We start from the raw sequence: 15,953 nt of genomic DNA, 5'->3' as shown, positions 1-15,953 counted from the left end.
ATAAGCCAGATTTGTCGCGGGCACGGCGCTTTGTTCAGGTTTCTTCTGGTCGCACAGCATGTACGTCAGCTGATCAGCCGACGCTCCTAGCGTTCATGCAAGTTGCATCGGCCGTTCGTCAACTCAACGATCGCGGGTCGAGGCAGTGACGGTGCTCGACAGACGCCACCGGCACGACCGGATCCGGCGAGGGGAGATGGCACATATGTGGGGGAATATCGGACCGCGGGTCGCCCAGCTGTCACCCCTGGAGCGGGTACGGCTGCGCCGCGTCGCCGTGCGCTACGCGCTGCACGGCTGGGAGGTGACCCCCGGCGCGTGCCTGGCCCGCAGCCGCTTCGTCTGCGGACGGGCGGGCTGCCCCACCGTCGGCTGCCACCCCGCGCTGGTGGATTGGGAGCACTCCGCCAGCGCCGACCCGGCCCGGATCGCGACGTGGTGGCGGACCCGGCCACACGGCGTTCTGCTACCCACCGGGCGCGCCTTCGACGTCCTGGAGGTGTCGGCCCACGTCGGACGAGACGTACTCCTCGCGGTCCAGAACCATCCAGCCGGCCCGGGAGTACGCGGTCCGGTGCTCTCCACCCCCACCGGCCGGTGGATGTTCCTGGTCCGACCCGGCGACCCGCTTCGACCCGAACTTGAACACTGCTTCCACGTGGTGCGGCACGGCCCGGGTTCGTGGATCCCGGCCCCACCGACCCGGCTACCCGAAGGTGCCGTGCGCTGGGTGGTCGCCCCGGAGCAGGCGCGCTGGCAGCTCCCCGACTCGTACCTGGTGCAGAACAGCCTGATCGCGGAGTTACAGGCGACCGGAGTGCCACTGGCAGCGGAGCAGCTGGTCCCCGGTCACCTGCCGCTTCCTCGGCAGGGACGCTGACCAGCCCTGATGAGCCCACTCCAATGGCCATCGACGCACCCGTCGCACTGCCCATCACGCCCTCCGGACAGACGGTACCCAGCAGGCTGAAAGCCTGCTGGGTAGGTCAATACTGACCTTAAAGGTTGCAAGGCATCCACAAGGGAACTTAGCCCTCCGCGAGGATACTGAGCCAGACAAAAGGCCCCATTGAACTGGCCGCCAATCCAGAGCCGCCGCCGCACCACCGCCGCGCCACCGCCGAGCCGCTGACCCAGGGCATGGCGGCCCAGCCACTGGGCGCCAGCAACGTAGCCACGCAACTCTGGGCAGCGCCAGACCCGGTGCGTCGGAAAGTGTCAGCAGCAGGAGCGTGACCCGCTACCGCAGCGGGTATGCGCGGCGAACCGCTGAACACGTGAGGGGAAGGCACATGCTCAGCAAAGAGGATCAGCGCAGATTCGAGCAGATCACCCGCAATCTCCGGGAGAGCGACCCGGCATTCTTCGCTCGGCTGGACCATCGGGCGAAGGGCCACCGCGGCCGGTGGTTGATGCTGTTGACCATCGTGCTCTGGGCGGCGCTCCCGGCGACGACCGTGCTTGCCGGCCCGACGGCTGGTGCGGTCTGCGCGGTGGTCCTGGTGGCCAACGCCGTGGTCATGTGGCGCTTCCGGCGCCGCTGGCTATGAATCACCCGGCCTTCCGCCACAGACGATCAGTCGGTGCCCAGCGCGCCGAGCCGCCGATACGCCCGGCGTAGTCGCTCCACCAGCCCAGGGCCACCGATGGCCGGGGCCGGCGCACCGAGCTGCCGCAGCAGCAGCTCAGTCCCGGTCGCCAAGGTCGGCGGTCGGTCGGGCAGCGGAACCGGCGCGGTCCAGAACCGGTCCACCGCATCAGCCAGCGACGCCGCCGGCAGACCCGCCACCGACCGCGCGGCACCGGTCACCGGCGCCGACGACACATCGTCCGAACCGGCCCCTTCGGGTGCGGCGCCGGCACCACCCCGGCGCACCCGCAGCCGGTCCAGCAACTCGTCGCGACCACGGCCGCGCCAGTGCAGCAACGCGAACGGGTCGGCGTCGAACGCCTCGGCGAGAAGGTAGAAGGTCGCGGCGAGATGCTTACACGGCACTGCACCGTCGGGGCAGTTGCACCACTGGCCCAGCTCGGCCAGGTCGGCGGGGAACAGCGGCGCACCCGCAGCGGTGAAGAGCTCCTCCAACTCGGCGGGGAGATCACCGGCGAGTAGGCGAGCGCTGAAGAAGGCCTGCGCGGCCAACTCCTCCTCCACCCGGGACCAGAGCGTCGCCGGGAAGGGCGCCAGCGTGATCCGCACCTCGTACGGCCGGGACCGCGAGCCCTGCACCACGGCCGTCACCTCGCCCGGCATCACCTCCAGCCGCAGCACCTGCCCCGCCCGGGCGTACGACCGACCGCGGGTGAGGCGGGTGCCCAACGCGAAGGACTCCAACACCTCCAGGAACCGGCGGGACCACCAGGAGGTGCCGATCGCGCCACGGGTACTACGCGCGCGTAACCCTCCGGCGACCCGGCGCGGTGGACCGTAGTCGGCGAACCGGTCGGCCCGGCGGGCCGGCTTGTCACTGCCAGCGGCCCGGGGGCTCATTCGACCACCGCCCCGGCCTCCAGCTGGAACAGCTCCCGCAGCTGCGCCGTGGACAGCTCGGTCACCCACTGCTCACCGGCGCCCACCACGGTCGAGGCGAGCCGGCGCTTGTCGGCGATGAGCGCGGCGACCTTCTCCTCCACGGTGCCGGCGCAGACGAACTTTCGGACCTGCACGCGCCGCCGCTGCCCGATGCGGAACGCCCGGTCCGTGGCCTGGTCCTCCACCGCCGGATTCCACCAGCGGTCAACGTGCACGACGTGGTTGGCCGCGGTCAGGGTGAGACCGGTACCACCGGCCTTGAGCGAGAGCACGAAGAGCGCGGGGCCGCCCGGGGACTGGAACCGGGTCACCATCGCATCCCGGTCGGCCTTACCGACGCCGCCGTGCAGGAACAGCGTCTCCTGTCCGAACCGCGCCGACAGGTGGCCGCGCAGCATGCCGCCGAACTCGGCGTACTGGGTAAAGAGCAGGGCCTTCTCCCCCGCGGCAAGCACCTCGTCGAGGATCTCCTCCAGCCGGGCCAGCTTGCCGGAGCGGCCGGCCAGCGCCGAGTTGTCCCGCAACAGGTGTGTCGGATGGTTACAGACCTGCTTGAGCCGGGTCATGGCGGTCAGCACGAGCCCGCGCCGCTCGATGCCCTCGCTGGACTCGATCTGGGCCATCATGTCGTCCACCACCGCGCGGTAGAGGGCTGCCTGTTCCCCGGTCAGATTGCACACCACCTCCATCTCCAGCTTCGCTGGCAGGTCGGAGATGATCGACGAGTCGGTCTTGAGCCGACGCAGCACGAACGGGCCGGTGATCCGGCGCAGCCGCTCGGCTGCCTCCGCGTCGCCGTGCCGCTCGATCGGTTCGGCGTACCGCTTCTTGAACTCGGCGGCCGGACCGAGCAGGCCGGGATTGGCGAACTGCATGATCGACCAGAGGTCGGCGAGCCGATTCTCCACCGGGGTGCCGGTGACCGCGATCCGATGCCGGGCGGGCAACGCGCGAACCGCCTCGGCTTGCCGGGTCGAGGCGTTCTTGATCGCCTGTGCCTCGTCCACCACCACCCGATGCCAGTCGACCCCGGCCAGCTCCCCCGCATCCCGCGCCGCGACCGTGTACGTGGTAAGGACCAGGTCCGCGCCCGCCACCGCCGCGGTGAACGCCGCCCCCCGGGCCCGCTCGGCGCCGTGATGCACGTGGACCCGTACGCCCGGGGTGAAGGTCGCCGCCTCCCGCTGCCAGTTACCGACCAGGGACATCGGCGAGACCAACAGGGTCGGGCCGACGCCCGGCGGATCACCGGCGAACAACGCGAGTAGCTGCACCGTCTTGCCGAGACCCATGTCGTCGGCGAGCACCCCGCCCAAACCGAGGGACTGGAGGAAGGAGAGCCAGGCCAGTCCTCGCCGCTGGTAGGGGCGGAGCACGCCGCGGAACGACGGGGTCGGGTCCACCGGGGTGAGTTGCCGCTCCACGGCTCCGGCGAGCAGCTCCCCCAACGCACCGTCGGCCGCCACCTCGAGCACCGGCAGCGCGTCGGCGGCGGGGTCGGCGAGGCCCTGCCGCAGCAGGTCACCGACGGTCAGCTCACCGGTGGCGCGGAGCAGCCGCAGGCCGGCGGCGAGACGCTTCGGGTCCAGCTCCACCCAGCGCCCCCGCAGCTGGACCAGCGGCGATTTCAGCGCGGCCAGCGCTTCCAACTCCTCGGCGGTCAGCGGCTGGTCGCCGAGGGACACCTCCCAGCGGTAGTCGACCAGGGCATCCAGCCCCACCCCACCGCCCGCCCCGGCCACGGTGCCCGGGGCGGTGCGGCTCTGGGCCTGTAGTCGCGCACCGAGCCGGGATGAGGGACGCCGCCACCACGAGGGCAGCAGCACCGCGAACCCGGCTGCGTGCAGCACCGGCGCGCCATCGCGGAGAAAGCGGTGCGCGCCCGCTGTGTCCAGCTCCAGCGCCTCCGGAGTGGCGGTGCGCAGGGACGAGTTCAGCTCCGGCCAGAGCCGGCTGGCCCGCCCCAACTCGGCCAACAGGGCCTCCTGCGGAGCGGCCGGGCCGGGTAGGGCCACCGGCTCGTGCCAGATCCGCGCCGCTTCAACATGCAGGCCGGGCTGGTCAGCCGGTTGTAGGCCGAACTCGACCCGCCACGGCCCCTCGGCCGCGACCAGACCACCGGCCGTCGCCTCGAACAACCCATCCGGTGGCGGCTCCACCAGCCGAAAGCTGGCCCGGACCGCCCCTCCCACCGCATCGCGCTGCCAGGCGTCCAGCTCGCCGCGCAAGGTGTCGAGCTCCACCGAGTCGGCGACAAAGTCACGACGCGGGCCGGTGAGCGCCGCCAGCCACGCCGTGACCGCACCCCGCGGACGAGTTCCCCGGGCAAGGGCGGTCTCCGCGAGGGCAGTGCGCACAGCCGCGTCGGTGAGCGCGTCGAGCGCCTCGGCCACCAGTTCCCCGGGCTCCGCGACGGCCGCCGTCGGTCGCCTCGTACCCCGAGCCCGCGGCGATGCACCACCGTCGGCGGGCGCTTCTGCTCCGCTGGTTACGGGTCTTTCCGGTGCGCGGGCCGCGGCGAGCGGATCCGGATCGATCTCGACGGCGGCGCGGGCGGCGGGCGGCAGGGCGAGAGCGAGGGCACGGGCCCAACCGGCGTCCACGCCGGTGAGCAGCGGCCGCCACACCGCCCACGCGGCGGCGCTGGCCCGCTCCCCCGAAGGCGGGGTCAACCGGGCCGGGGCGGCTCGACCGGCGCGGGTGGTGCCCGTGCGTTGCCGTGCCTCCGAGGCCGGCCGCGGTTCACCGCCGGGCTCCGGCCGGACGCCGGGCAGGACCCGACCGCGGGCGGCGAGGTCCACGGCGAAGGCCGCCAGCTCCGCAAGGTGACGCAGGGTGGCACCGGGTACGGCGTCCGGTAGCGCGCCGACCACGGTGATCCGCGAGAGCAGCGACAGGGCGGTGTCCGGGGCGTACACCAGGGCGGGCACCCGCCACCCGGCCAACGTGACGGGTCCACGGAGCGGTTCGACCGGCGCGGTGCGGACCAGCTCCGGCGAGTCCAGCGGCGAACCGGCCCGGGTGGGCAGGGTGAGCAGCGCCGTGCCGGGGGCGGTCGGCTCGGCGACCTCGGCCAGGGCTGCGGCGAGCACGGGGTGACCGGCGGCGAACGGGTGTGGTCGCTCGCGGGGCGCCCGCCCGGCCCGGCGAGGTGCCCGCGGCGCCGACGTGCTGTCCTCGGCCCAGATGGCGAGCCCGCTGCCGGGCCGCCACGACCCGTGGACAACCAGCACGCGACCTCCCCTCGTTGGCGCCCCGGCCCAGGATAGGCGGGGTGGCAGCGAGGCTCGTCACCGCTGTAGCAGACCCGTTCCTGACCCGTACCCGTTTTCCGGGGCCGACGCTTCCGCTCCGCCAGCGCGCCGGTCGGGGCAGGATGGGCGCATGGCGCCAACCGTGGAGATTCCGCTGGCCGGTGGTTCGTCCGACGGGCAGACCGTCACCGTCGAACTGGACCCGAACGGTCGCCCACCGCTGACCCACCACCACCTCGGCGACGGCGGACTCGCCGACGCCGAGATCTACGAGTTGGAGACGGTGGGGGGAGATGCCAGGAGGTGGCGCTACTGCTGGCGGGGTCCGGCGGTCTGACCGGTTCACCCGTCCACGGAGACCATCGACTGGGTCCGGAGACTCTCCAGCACCACCCGGGTCACCTTCGAGGTACCCCGGGCCTCCTCGCACACCTCGGCGACCCGCCGGGCGGTGGCCTCGGCGCGCTGCTCCCGCTCGTCCCACAGCCGGTCAACCTCGGCCAGTAGCGGGCCCTCGACCTCCCGCTCCACCCCACGCAGGGCGGGGACGCCGAGGCGCTGGGCCAGGTCGAAGACCTTGCCGGCGTACGGGAGGGGAAGAAATGGGGTGTTCACCATCGCGGCGAAGATCAGAAAATGCAGCCGCATGCCGACCGCCAGGTCGAAGTGGCGCATCAGGCCGAGCACCTGCTGGGGTGAGTAGCTGCCGTGCAGGATACGCCCTCGTTCGGCGGCGACCATATGCGACAGCACGCCGTGGGAGTGCCGGATGTCATCCCGCTCCATCGGGACAAACAGGACATCAGCATCGATCCGGTGTACCAAGAAGTCGCCGATCTGGGCCAGGAGCCGGTGGTAGCCGTCGACATCGAGCCGTTCGGCGGCCCGCCCCGGTTCACGCACACTCATCCCGACCAGATGCCGACCCGACGGCACTCCCTCCTCCCGAAGCAGGTGCACGGGGAAGTCCTCGGGCTCCAGGAGAAACGCCGGATCCGCGGTGACCGTGATCGGGTTGAGCAGCCCAGCCTCCTCCAGGAGCATCCGAGACTCCTGGTCCCGCACCGTGACCTGGGTCGCCCCGGCCAGGGTCTCGCGAACCATCCCGGTGTCCACCATCTCGCTGAGCGGGCCGACGCCCACCGCGTAGGTGAGCAGCGGTAGGCCGCGCTCCTGGGCGACCCGAACAACCCGCAGGTAGCGACGGGCCTCCTGGTCGTAGAGGATGCCGCCGCCTCCCAGGATGAGCAGATCGAGCTGAGCGAGCATCGGGGACGAGTCGGTGCGGCTCACCCCCTCCCACGGCACCGCCTCCACATCCGGGTGCGCCGCTCGGGTGTGATCGGGGTTGCGGGAGAAGACGATGATCCGGGCGTTCGGCTCCTGCTCCCGCAGGTCGGCCAGGAGGCCGGTGAGGATCGCCTCGTCACCGAGGTTACGACCGCCGTACGAGCCGAGCACGCCGATGGTCAGGCCGGTGCCAGCTGTCATCCGTCGCTCCTCCCCGGGTGCGTCCATGCGGATTTCCCGGTACGCCGAGGAACAGTCCTGCCCCGCGCGACGGGTAGGGACCCGGCGGCCGGACGGACGGCGGGGGAGGCCGGACGGACCGCGGGGGAGGCGTCGCCGGGCCGAGGCTGGTGTCAGCCGGGAGGGCCGGCGGGATGGGTGAGGAAGGGCAGCACCGCCGCCGGCAGGGCCGGAGACGAGAGAATGTCGTAGTGGGTGAGGCCGGGCAGCACCGCCAACCGGGCGGCCGACCGACCGGTGCCGTCCCAGCCAGCGTCCCGGTGACCGCCACCGAGCAGCCCGAAGAACTCCACCATGTGCGCGGTGGTCACCGAGTCCGCGTCGGCGAAGACCAGCAGCGTGGGCAGGACGAGGGCGGCCACCTCCGCCGACCAGTCGTACTCGCGCCGCAGCAGTTCCCCCGACTTCGCCCACAGCCGGGGCCACTGGTCCGGCCGGGGCGCGATCCGGAGGTAGCGCCGGTGCGCCGGGGTGCCCCGCATCCGCTCCCCCACCGCCTCGTCCTGCTGGGCCATCTCGGCGCGGGTCTCTCGATACCAGCCCTGCTGGCGGCAGGGCGCGGAGACCACCACCAGCCGGTTGACCAGGTCCGGATGCTGGATCGCGGTACGCAGCCCCACCCCGCCGCCGAGCGAGTATCCGAGCACGTCCGCCTCAGTCAGACCGAGCTTCGTCAGCAACGCGGCGACGTCGTCGGCCAGTGACTCGTACCGGAACGGACGGTCCACGTCGGCGGTTCGGCCATGCCCCTGAAGATCCACCGCCAGGACGCTGCGCCGCTCCGTCAGGGCCGGCAGGAGCGGGGCGAACAGCTCGGTCGACCCGAAGCCGCCGTGCAGCAACACCAGCGGGGGCCCGGTTCCGTGCCACTCGTACCACATTCGAAGCCCGTTGACATCGGCGTAGCTCACGGTTCCCCACCCGACCTCCGGCGGCCCGCACCACCGTGCATACCGGTGATCCTATTGCCCGGATGTCGCCGTCGGTGCTGGCTGTTCCAGGTCTGTCGCGGAACCGTTCCGACTGCTTGCCGGTGTCCTGGCGGCTCTGGCGACGACACGCCGTTGGGCGTCGTATCGCCCGGAGCTGCTCGGCGCACCGTGCGCGAGCGGGGTCGATAGAGCGCGATGGCTGCAGCGGCGAGACAGACCCCCGCCCAAGCGGCGAGTGGGACCGTGCTGCCGAGCTGAACAGCTGCGGCACCGAGCGGAATCGCGAACGCAACAGGCCCGAACATCGCCATGTTGACCAGGCCGGATACTCCGCCCGAGCACTCCCGCCGGAGTGTGCCGTTGGGTTGCGGTCACCGCTGCGACCGCTGCCACCCGACGTGATGCGTCCACGAAACCAGGTGAGGCGCCATCCGGGCCACGCAGGAGCCTTCGAGCCTCGGCAGAATTCGAACCCGCCTCATGTTGACGGGTATGATCCGTAAATGACAGGCAGGCCGGAGGCGACTGGCGGTCGGAAACGACCAACACAATTAGTCAGCCGCAGAAAACTGATGACGCTGGCGGGCGTCGGAACGCTTGGCGGGCTAACCGCCCTCGTGGGGACGAAAATAGCCCCTCGGTGGACTGACCGTAGCGCCCACGGAATCGACCCCGCCTGGATAGAGCCCGCCGATGTCAGCGCCACCCCCGCGCCACCGACGACCACCGGCACCGGCACCGGCACCGGCACCGGCACGCTACCGTCCCGAGAAGAGATCATCAGCCAGTACGGTGCCCGGACACCACACTACTGGGGATTACACCCGGACAGTTCCTGGTCGACATTTCCGACCGACACCTCGCTGACTCGCAACTCCGTCTGCCTGACGTTCGATGCTTGCAGCGACAGCAGCGGTTACGACGAACGGTTGATCAACACGCTGCGGGCGCAGCGCATACCGGCGACGCTGTTTGTCAACCAGCGCTGGGCAATTACTCATCGACAGGAATTCGAAAGCCTGGTGGCTGACCCCCTGTTCGAGATCGGCAACCACGGCACCAAACATCGCCCGTTGTCGGTTTCCGGTCGCTCTGCGTACGGAATCGCCGGCACGAAGAACGTTGGCGAGGTGTACGACGAAATCGCCGGCATGCACACGTGGATGGCCACAAACTACGACCTCCAGCCAAAGTTCTTCCGCCCTGGAACAGCCCACGCCGACAACGTGGCCACGCAGGTGTCCCGAGCGATGGGCGAATGGATCGTGATGTTCAGCGTCAACGGCGACTCCGGCGCCACCGCAAGCGCCGACCAGGTCTACCAGCAGTTCCTGCGGCTCCGCCCCGGCGGAATCCTGCTGGCACACTTCAACCGCCCTGGATCGGAGACAGCCGCCGGGGTCGAACGCGCACTTCCGGTTCTCATAGCACGCGGCTTACGTTTCCGACGACTCGACGAAGTACTCCCTGTTGCGACTTCTCCGGAGCGGCCTCCCCGTTGGTGAACCGTCCGCACCAGACGGGTCGCCGACGCCACGACGGCACTCGTCATCGCGCGCGCGGCACCCATCGACTGGCGCCCCACGCTCGGCCATCCCACAAACTCGTCCGCTCCGGTCGACTGAGGGCGGTTTCGCCACGCACTCCGTCCCGCCGGGTGACGATCAGTGTGCGGTTCCAGCGGGGAGCGGGGGTGACGTGACGCAGGCGGGCGGAGGGCCGAGACACCGGTATCGGCGAGACAGCGAGATGTCCCGGGACACCGCCCGGGTGGAGGCCTTCAGCGACGCCGTGATCGCCGTCGCACTGACTCTGATGGCGGTCGAGCTGCTCCAGTTCAACCCGGAGGGAGCGGCCGACACCGACCTGGTGTCGCGGCTCCGACAGGAGTGGCGAGCCTTCCTCGCCTACATCATCACCTTCGCTGTCGTCGGCCAGATCTGGCTGGCCCACCACAACAGTTGGCGATACGTGGTCCGGGTTGACCAGATGCTGTTGGTGCTGAACCTGCTGATGCTGATGTTCGTGGCGGCCATCCCGTTCACGGCCAACCAGCTCTCGGACCACCTTCGCGGCAGCGATGTGGACCAGCGGTTGTCGGCCGCGATCTACGTCGGCGCCGTGCTCGGCGAAGCACTGTTTTTCAACCTGGCCTGGTGGTGGGCACGCTGGCGTGGACTGCTCAACCCGGATCTCGATCCCCAACTGGCGGCGTCGGTCTCCCGCCGGTACCTCATTCGCCCGCTGCTCTACCTGATCGCCTTCGCCATCGTCTTCATCAACCCGATCCTCAGTCTGCTCGCCTACCTACTGCTGGTGGCGATCTACCTGATCCGCGGCCCGGGTGACCTCCCGCCTGCCGGACGGGCGGAAGACGAGTGTGGCTAGCCTTCCTCGTCGGCCGCGCCGAAACCGGGCAACACCGGTAGCTGCTCACCGGCCACCGGCCCACACGTTCATGCCCCATCCATGAGGGCAGCTCGACAGCGCGTGCGCCAACCCAGATCGGCCCCGGACTCGTTCGCGGCGTTCGTCGGCGCGCTCACCGCGGTCCACAATTCCGAACCGCACGCACCACGCGAGGATCACCGCCGGGGTCCGGTCATCGTCAGTGCCGGTGATACGGGGTGGGCGCGGCAGGTTTCGAACCTGCGACCCCTCGCTTGTAAGGCGTCCAGCGGCGAGCGGCAAAGCAACACGCACTCACCGCGCTAGGAAGGTGAGCGACAACCGTATAGGCGAGTTCTGCTTGATTGGAAGGGCCTATCCTGCGCGACGACGACGACCCGACTCCGTCGGCCGCCCTGTGCGGAACTTCAGGTATTGCACCCACTCGCGCTTCTCGATCTCAGACACAGCCGGATCTTGAAGAATCTGAACGACCTCTTCCACCGTTGCGTCGAACATCCGCGGGGGCTCCGGTCCGAGCCCAATCTCTTCCCGTGTGAGGTAGCCGAGCGCGACGGCCGCCTCCCGCGGGTCGATGTTCAGCACGCGGCAGACTGCCCGGACCTGCTCGGGGTCCGGACGCTCCACCCTCCCGGCCTCCCACCGCAGGTACGTCGACCGAGACAGGCCGGCCTCTTCGATGACGTCCTCCTGCGTCCAGCCTTTCGCCTTGCGACCCGCACGCAGGAGCTGCGCGAAGTCGTGACCTCGTTGTTCGGGAGACGCCATGCGGACACGGTAGGTCTGTTGTTCGGACATTGTCGTCGTCATACATGACACGTGTCGTCTTTGAGACGATGAGCCAGGGCGGGCTAGACAGCAGTTAGAGAGCGTTGCCTCTAGTGTCATAGATGACACTCTACATCGACCAAATGTCATACAAGGAACCTGCAAGCCTCGCTTGCGTCTCACCTATGAGACGTGCATGATAGTGCCATGCATGAGACCTCAATGGTCGCTCGCAGTGCCACCTCAGACACATGGCGACTGCGCTGGGACATCGTCAACAAGCGTTGCGCCTCCCTCGGCGCGCAGACCGACGACGAGCGCGCCACCTTAATGGGTATCTCCCGCGCCACCCTCAACCGCTGGCGCCGGGGCATCGACACCACCGCCCGTCAGGAACGCCGGGCCGCAGAGCGCCTCGGCCTCCCCCGTGACGCCATGTGGGAACGGGCGGCCTCATGAACCAGCAGCTCCGCAAGGACCGCGTCGCCGCCGGCCGTATCGGTGGGCTCCGCCGAGCCGCTCGCGACCTTGATCCCAAGGCCACCGGTCAACGCGGCCAGCGCGGCCTCGCTGCCCGCTGGGACGCCCAGGTTCCCGCCGAGATCACCGACCCCGCCGAGCGGGCCCGTCGAATCGATCTGCTGCGTCGCGCGCACATGGCGGATCTTGCCCGCAAGTCCGCTAAAGCCCGCACCCGTCAGGCCGCCGCATGAAAGCCCTCAACCCGCTCCGGCTTCGCGCCTTCATCACCCAGATCGACAGCACCAGCGGCCCCGACGCCTGCTGGATGTGGCGCGGCCACATCAACCCCGACGGCTACGGGGTCTTCGGCAAGGGCAGCGAGGGTGCCCACCGGGTCGCCTACGAACTGATGGTCCGCCCCGTCCCAGACGGCCTGAACGTCGACCACCAGTGCCACAACACCGACATCACCTGTCCCGGTGGTATCGAGTGCCGGCACCGACGGTGCGTCAATCCGACCCACCTGGAAGCGGTAACGCAGCGGCAGAACCTGCTCCGCTCCCGCCACACCATGCCCCATCACAACGCGGCGAAGACCCACTGCCGGCAGGGCCACGAGTACACGCCACAGAACACCTACTCGCGGCGCACTCCGAAGGGCTACGCCCGGCGCGAGTGCAAGACGTGCCGCCGTGAGCGGTTGGGCAGCAAGGCCGCTCAATGACCACCGCCGCCTTACTCGCCCGCGCGGTCGCCCTCATCGCGGTCGGCCTGGCCCTCATCGCCGTCGGCCTCACCTCACTGTCCGCGTCGCCGACCCCGGAGCGGGAGCCGCGGTGGATGCGGCCGGCGACTCCCGCTGAGGAGCGGGAATGGCAACGGCAGCGCCTTGTCGACCTCATTGACGAGGCGCGCACCAGTAAGTGAGCCCCCCGCCGCACCACCGGCAGAGGGCTCGACACCCGGACCAGAACCTGATCAACCAAGGAGTCCAGATGCACACCGATCGTACCGACACCACCGAGCGCCAGATGTGCGCCGCCGTCGGGAGTGCCCGCGAGCGGGAGATCCCGTTCGCGGAAATCGAGTCAGCGTTCACCCTCGCCGACTACGACACCTACCCAGCCGTCGGGGTCATGCCCCGGGCCGGCTACTACATCCGGATCAGCATCGGCCGTGGCCGATACGACTACTTCTACACCGATCTGGACGGCGTGATCACCAAGGCGCCGCGCGGCCACGCCCGGGACTACAAACCCGGCAGGATCACCGGTTTGGAATCTGCGGTAGCGCAGTACGCCGAGGGCGGTGCCCGATGAGCGCCCAGTCCTGGCCACTCACGGCCGCCGACGCCGCCCCGATCACCGTCCCGGACCTGGGGTGTGGACACCTGCCCGGGGAGAGCTGCGACGGGGGGTGCACCTACTGGCGGGGGGTCGCGACCGGCGAGTACCCGCCGCCGGAGGTCGAGCCGATGCTGCCGCCGCACTGCCCCGGCCTGCTGCCGCTGACCGATCCGGCGCTGCGGGAGGTGGCCTGACATGCCACGTCACCAGCAGACCCACTCCGGCCCCGGGGTGTGCCCCGGCTGCCTGACCGTGCCCGGCCGGACTCACGGCCCGGCGTGTCCGGCGGTGGAGGGTGCCCGGCACGCCGCCGCGCCGCACGCGGACACCGTGCGGATCGTCGTCGGCCTGCTGGTCGGCGTGCCTCTCGGCGTCGCCATCTACGTGCTGGCCGCCCTGCTGATCTGGAGCCTCACATGACCGAGACGACCTACCTGATCTGGTCCAATCATCACTCGGCATGGTGGGGGCCGGGCGGCTGTGGTTACCGCCTCAACCCTGGCGATGGTGGCCGCTACACCCGTGCCGACGCTGAGCAGTGGCTCGGCCGTGGCTGCGACTGCTGCCGTCTCCCCGAGCTACTCGTGCCAGCCGAGTGGGTCATCGGCGCGGGTGACCGTGTCATCCAGAGCGCTATCAGCGCGGCGGCACGGGCCGCCGTCGAGGCTGGCACGGTTAACACGCACTACCGGCGGGTGACCCACGTCGACAACATGGTGCGGGAGCTGACCGCCGAGCTGGATAAGGCGGACGCCGAGCGGGCCCGCCTCCAAGACGAGCTGGACACCACGACGGCCGCCTACCAGCGGCGTACCCGGCAGGTCGCCCAGTGGCGGGACCTGGCCCGTGGCTTGTCCGCCGGCCTGCGGCGGGCCCACGCCGACCGGGAGCAGGCGATCAGCACCTCCCAGCGGCTGCGGGTGGGTTTGGTGGCCGCGCGGGAGCGGCTCGCCGGTCGTGAGGAGGCGGGCCGGTGAGCGACGACCTGCGCGACGAGATCGTGGACATCATCTCGCCCCACGCCATGGCCTGCCAGGAGCACGACTGCAACTGGTGCGCCAACGCCATGAACCGGGCCGACCTCATCCTCTCCACGCTGGCCGACTGGCTCACCGAGCCCGGCCGGGACTGGCGGGCGGGGCTGGCCCTCGCTGAGGCGTGCGCCGGGTCCGACGGTATCGATCCGGACCAGGCCGTCGGCGCCGTGCTCGCCGAGCTGGCCGCAGCGATCCGGCCGCCCGCCCCTCCGGGCCGCCGGCCGACGTTGGCCGACCGGTACGCCGCACTGCCGGACGGGGGCCCGTCGTGACCGTCAGTCGTCTGCTTACCTGCACCGCCGATTCCCGTACCGAGAGCATCCCGGTAGAGCAGGCCCGGGTAGCCGGTTGGCGCTGTGGCGTCACCGCTGGCGGGCGGTGGGTCGCCTGGTGCCCCGAGTGCGCCGGGGTGGATGCCGGCTACTGGGACCGGCGGACTCCCGACCTGGCCTGCTGTGTCACCTGTGACCTGCCTGAGCACCGGTGGGATCCGGCTGACCGGCTGTATCTGTGCGGCGCCAGCCAGTGTCCCGACTGCACGCGCGTCGACCTCGACGAGGAGCGGCGCCTCGACCATCTCGACGAGCAGGAGGCAGCGGTATGAGTGTGGACCAGGCCACCCTCGACGCGGTCATCGCGACCCTGACCGGCGGCAAGACGCCGCAGCCGCATTGCCTTGCTCGGTGTGGGGAACGTCTTGACCCGATGCTGGTCACAGATCCGGGTTCCGGCGCCGGCTGGCACATCGGGTGCGAACCAGCACCGGTGCCGACACCGACGCCGCCGCCGGCAGATCTGTTCACCACCCCCACCGCCGAGCCGGCCGCCGATCCGCCGTCAACGGTCGGTGAGCTTCGACCGGTGTTGATTGACTACGACGCCAGCCGTCCCCGCTCGGTGCAGCGGCGGCTCGGCCCGTCGGAGTTGGGTACGCCGTGTCAGCAGCAGATGGCCCGCAAACTCGCCGGGGCACCGCGCCGCCCGGTCAACGCCCCCACGTGGGCGCCGTTTCAGGGCACCGCGGTGCACGCCGAGATGGAACAGGTCGTCGCGTTCTGGAACGCCCAGCTCGGCCGGGAACGCTGGCTGGCAGAGGACGACCTTGAGGTGGACCCGGGACTACCCGGGGTGGACGGTATTCGTGGTCACGGTGACGCGTTCGACACCGACCACCACATGGTCGTCGACTGGAAACACGTCGGCACCACCGCCCTGACCAAACTGCGTACCGCCAAACGGTCCGGTAAGCCGCCCGGCGAGCAGGTGTCGCCCGACTACCGGGTGCAGGCCCACCTGTATGGGCTCGGCCATGAGCGTAAGGGCCGGCGGGTGCGTCACGTCCGTCTCGTCCTGTTGGCCCGGTCGTGGCAGTACGACGGCTCCGACGAGTGGACCGAACCGTACGACCCGGACATCGCCCACCGCACGATCGACCGCTACTACGCCACCGTGCAACTGCTTCTCGACCTGGACGTGGCCGTCAACCCGGCGTTCATCGCCGCTATCCCGGCCACCCCCAGCGCTGACAGCTGCAAGTGGTGCCCGTTCCACCGGCCCGGCCAGCCCACCGGCTGGGATGGGTGCGCCGGTGACACCGCCGCGCACCAGCGGCGCGTTGGCCGCTTCACCGACGGGCTCATCGCCCCCTAGAACCTCCGGCCGCCTACTGGTGGCCGGTTAAC

General features: G+C 70.3%; 21 protein-coding genes. 16 read left to right on the top strand and 5 right to left on the bottom strand.

Annotated elements, in window-relative coordinates:
* Positions 1 to 196 precede the first annotated feature (196 nt).
* Together AC1UKG_RS09415 and AC1UKG_RS09410 are read left to right on the top strand one after the other, a co-directional pair.
* Positions 197 to 880, top strand: coding sequence for a bifunctional DNA primase/polymerase (locus AC1UKG_RS09415; protein WP_026271617.1), 684 nt, complete (start codon positions 197 to 199; stop codon positions 878 to 880).
* Positions 881 to 1,292: 412 nt separating this feature from the next.
* Positions 1,293 to 1,550 (top strand): DUF3040 domain-containing protein, encoded by a 258-nt coding sequence (locus AC1UKG_RS09410; RefSeq protein ID WP_018216509.1) that lies wholly within the window; start codon positions 1,293 to 1,295, stop codon positions 1,548 to 1,550.
* 26 nt (positions 1,551 to 1,576) lie between these two features.
* Here AC1UKG_RS09410 and AC1UKG_RS09405 read toward each other — a convergent pair whose 3' ends face one another.
* Positions 1,577 to 2,491 (bottom strand): SWIM zinc finger family protein, encoded by a 915-nt coding sequence (locus AC1UKG_RS09405; RefSeq protein WP_018744723.1) that lies wholly within the window; start codon positions 2,489 to 2,491, stop codon positions 1,577 to 1,579.
* Complete coding sequence (locus AC1UKG_RS09400) at positions 2,488 to 5,766, bottom strand: SNF2-related protein (RefSeq protein ID WP_482642752.1); 3,279 nt, start codon at positions 5,764 to 5,766, stop codon at positions 2,488 to 2,490. Before AC1UKG_RS09400 ends, AC1UKG_RS09405 begins: the two co-directional genes overlap by 4 nt.
* Before the next feature lie 151 nt (positions 5,767 to 5,917).
* Here AC1UKG_RS09400 and AC1UKG_RS09395 point away from each other — a divergent pair, with 151 nt between their 5' ends.
* On the top strand, positions 5,918 to 6,124 hold the full coding sequence (locus tag AC1UKG_RS09395; RefSeq protein WP_018216512.1) for a hypothetical protein: 207 nt from the start codon (positions 5,918 to 5,920) through the stop codon (positions 6,122 to 6,124).
* Between the two features lie 5 nt (positions 6,125 to 6,129).
* Here AC1UKG_RS09395 and AC1UKG_RS09390 read toward each other — a convergent pair whose 3' ends face one another.
* Together AC1UKG_RS09390 and AC1UKG_RS09385 are read right to left on the bottom strand one after the other, a co-directional pair.
* Entirely contained in the window at positions 6,130 to 7,278 is a 1,149-nt protein-coding gene (locus tag AC1UKG_RS09390) for a polysaccharide pyruvyl transferase family protein (protein WP_018814956.1), read from the bottom strand.
* 152 nt (positions 7,279 to 7,430) lie between these two features.
* Complete coding sequence (locus AC1UKG_RS09385) at positions 7,431 to 8,228, bottom strand: alpha/beta fold hydrolase (RefSeq protein ID WP_482642753.1); 798 nt, start codon at positions 8,226 to 8,228, stop codon at positions 7,431 to 7,433.
* A 593-nt stretch (positions 8,229 to 8,821) separates the two neighbouring features.
* Between AC1UKG_RS09385 and AC1UKG_RS09380 the strand changes: the two genes are divergently transcribed.
* Together AC1UKG_RS09380 and AC1UKG_RS09375 are read left to right on the top strand one after the other, a co-directional pair.
* Positions 8,822 to 9,754 carry a polysaccharide deacetylase family protein gene (locus AC1UKG_RS09380; protein WP_482642770.1) on the top strand — a complete coding sequence of 311 codons (933 nt, stop codon included), beginning with the start codon at positions 8,822 to 8,824 and terminating at the stop codon, positions 9,752 to 9,754.
* Positions 9,755 to 9,998: 244 nt separating this feature from the next.
* The gene (locus AC1UKG_RS09375; RefSeq protein WP_018744728.1) at positions 9,999 to 10,637 is read left to right on the top strand and encodes a TMEM175 family protein; all 639 of its coding nucleotides are present in this window, start codon (positions 9,999 to 10,001) and stop codon (positions 10,635 to 10,637) included.
* 375 nt (positions 10,638 to 11,012) lie between these two features.
* Here AC1UKG_RS09375 and AC1UKG_RS09370 read toward each other — a convergent pair whose 3' ends face one another.
* Positions 11,013 to 11,456, bottom strand: coding sequence for a helix-turn-helix domain-containing protein (locus tag AC1UKG_RS09370; protein WP_482642754.1), 444 nt, complete (start codon positions 11,454 to 11,456; stop codon positions 11,013 to 11,015).
* A gap of 177 nt (positions 11,457 to 11,633) precedes the next feature.
* Here AC1UKG_RS09370 and AC1UKG_RS09365 point away from each other — a divergent pair, with 177 nt between their 5' ends.
* The 11 genes from AC1UKG_RS09365 (at position 11,634) to AC1UKG_RS09315 (ending at position 15,921) form a co-directional block, all read left to right on the top strand.
* A complete protein-coding gene (locus tag AC1UKG_RS09365; RefSeq protein WP_230514299.1) occupies positions 11,634 to 11,885 on the top strand; it encodes a hypothetical protein in 252 nt (83 codons plus the stop codon).
* The gene (locus tag AC1UKG_RS09360) at positions 11,882 to 12,139 is read left to right on the top strand and encodes a hypothetical protein (RefSeq protein WP_018251841.1); all 258 of its coding nucleotides are present in this window, start codon (positions 11,882 to 11,884) and stop codon (positions 12,137 to 12,139) included. Before AC1UKG_RS09365 ends, AC1UKG_RS09360 begins: the two co-directional genes overlap by 4 nt.
* A complete protein-coding gene (locus tag AC1UKG_RS09355; protein ID WP_482642755.1) occupies positions 12,136 to 12,612 on the top strand; it encodes an HNH endonuclease signature motif containing protein in 477 nt (158 codons plus the stop codon). The genes AC1UKG_RS09360 and AC1UKG_RS09355 overlap by 4 nt, the downstream gene beginning before the upstream one ends.
* Entirely contained in the window at positions 12,609 to 12,815 is a 207-nt protein-coding gene (locus tag AC1UKG_RS09350) for a hypothetical protein (protein ID WP_482642756.1), read from the top strand. The genes AC1UKG_RS09355 and AC1UKG_RS09350 overlap by 4 nt, the downstream gene beginning before the upstream one ends.
* 68 nt (positions 12,816 to 12,883) lie before the next feature.
* The gene (locus AC1UKG_RS09345) at positions 12,884 to 13,207 is read left to right on the top strand and encodes a hypothetical protein (RefSeq protein WP_482642757.1); all 324 of its coding nucleotides are present in this window, start codon (positions 12,884 to 12,886) and stop codon (positions 13,205 to 13,207) included.
* The gene (locus tag AC1UKG_RS09340) at positions 13,204 to 13,428 is read left to right on the top strand and encodes a hypothetical protein (protein ID WP_482642758.1); all 225 of its coding nucleotides are present in this window, start codon (positions 13,204 to 13,206) and stop codon (positions 13,426 to 13,428) included. Before AC1UKG_RS09345 ends, AC1UKG_RS09340 begins: the two co-directional genes overlap by 4 nt.
* A 1-nt stretch (position 13,429) precedes the next feature.
* Complete coding sequence (locus AC1UKG_RS09335; RefSeq protein WP_482642759.1) at positions 13,430 to 13,654, top strand: hypothetical protein; 225 nt, start codon at positions 13,430 to 13,432, stop codon at positions 13,652 to 13,654.
* Positions 13,655 to 13,929: 275 nt separating this feature from the next.
* On the top strand, positions 13,930 to 14,211 hold the full coding sequence (locus AC1UKG_RS09330) for a hypothetical protein (RefSeq protein ID WP_482642771.1): 282 nt from the start codon (positions 13,930 to 13,932) through the stop codon (positions 14,209 to 14,211).
* Positions 14,208 to 14,543 carry a hypothetical protein gene (locus AC1UKG_RS09325; protein ID WP_482642760.1) on the top strand — a complete coding sequence of 112 codons (336 nt, stop codon included), beginning with the start codon at positions 14,208 to 14,210 and terminating at the stop codon, positions 14,541 to 14,543. The genes AC1UKG_RS09330 and AC1UKG_RS09325 overlap by 4 nt, the downstream gene beginning before the upstream one ends.
* Positions 14,540 to 14,875, top strand: coding sequence for a hypothetical protein (locus AC1UKG_RS09320; RefSeq protein ID WP_482642761.1), 336 nt, complete (start codon positions 14,540 to 14,542; stop codon positions 14,873 to 14,875). Before AC1UKG_RS09325 ends, AC1UKG_RS09320 begins: the two co-directional genes overlap by 4 nt.
* On the top strand, positions 14,872 to 15,921 hold the full coding sequence (locus AC1UKG_RS09315) for a hypothetical protein (RefSeq protein ID WP_482642762.1): 1,050 nt from the start codon (positions 14,872 to 14,874) through the stop codon (positions 15,919 to 15,921). The genes AC1UKG_RS09320 and AC1UKG_RS09315 overlap by 4 nt, the downstream gene beginning before the upstream one ends.
* Positions 15,922 to 15,953 lie beyond the last annotated feature (32 nt).

The sequence above is a fragment of the Salinispora sp. CH2A1_6 genome (genome assembly GCF_056820975.1).
The sequence above is the reverse complement of the archived record's forward strand: the minus strand, read 5'-3'. Positions and strand labels throughout refer to the sequence as shown.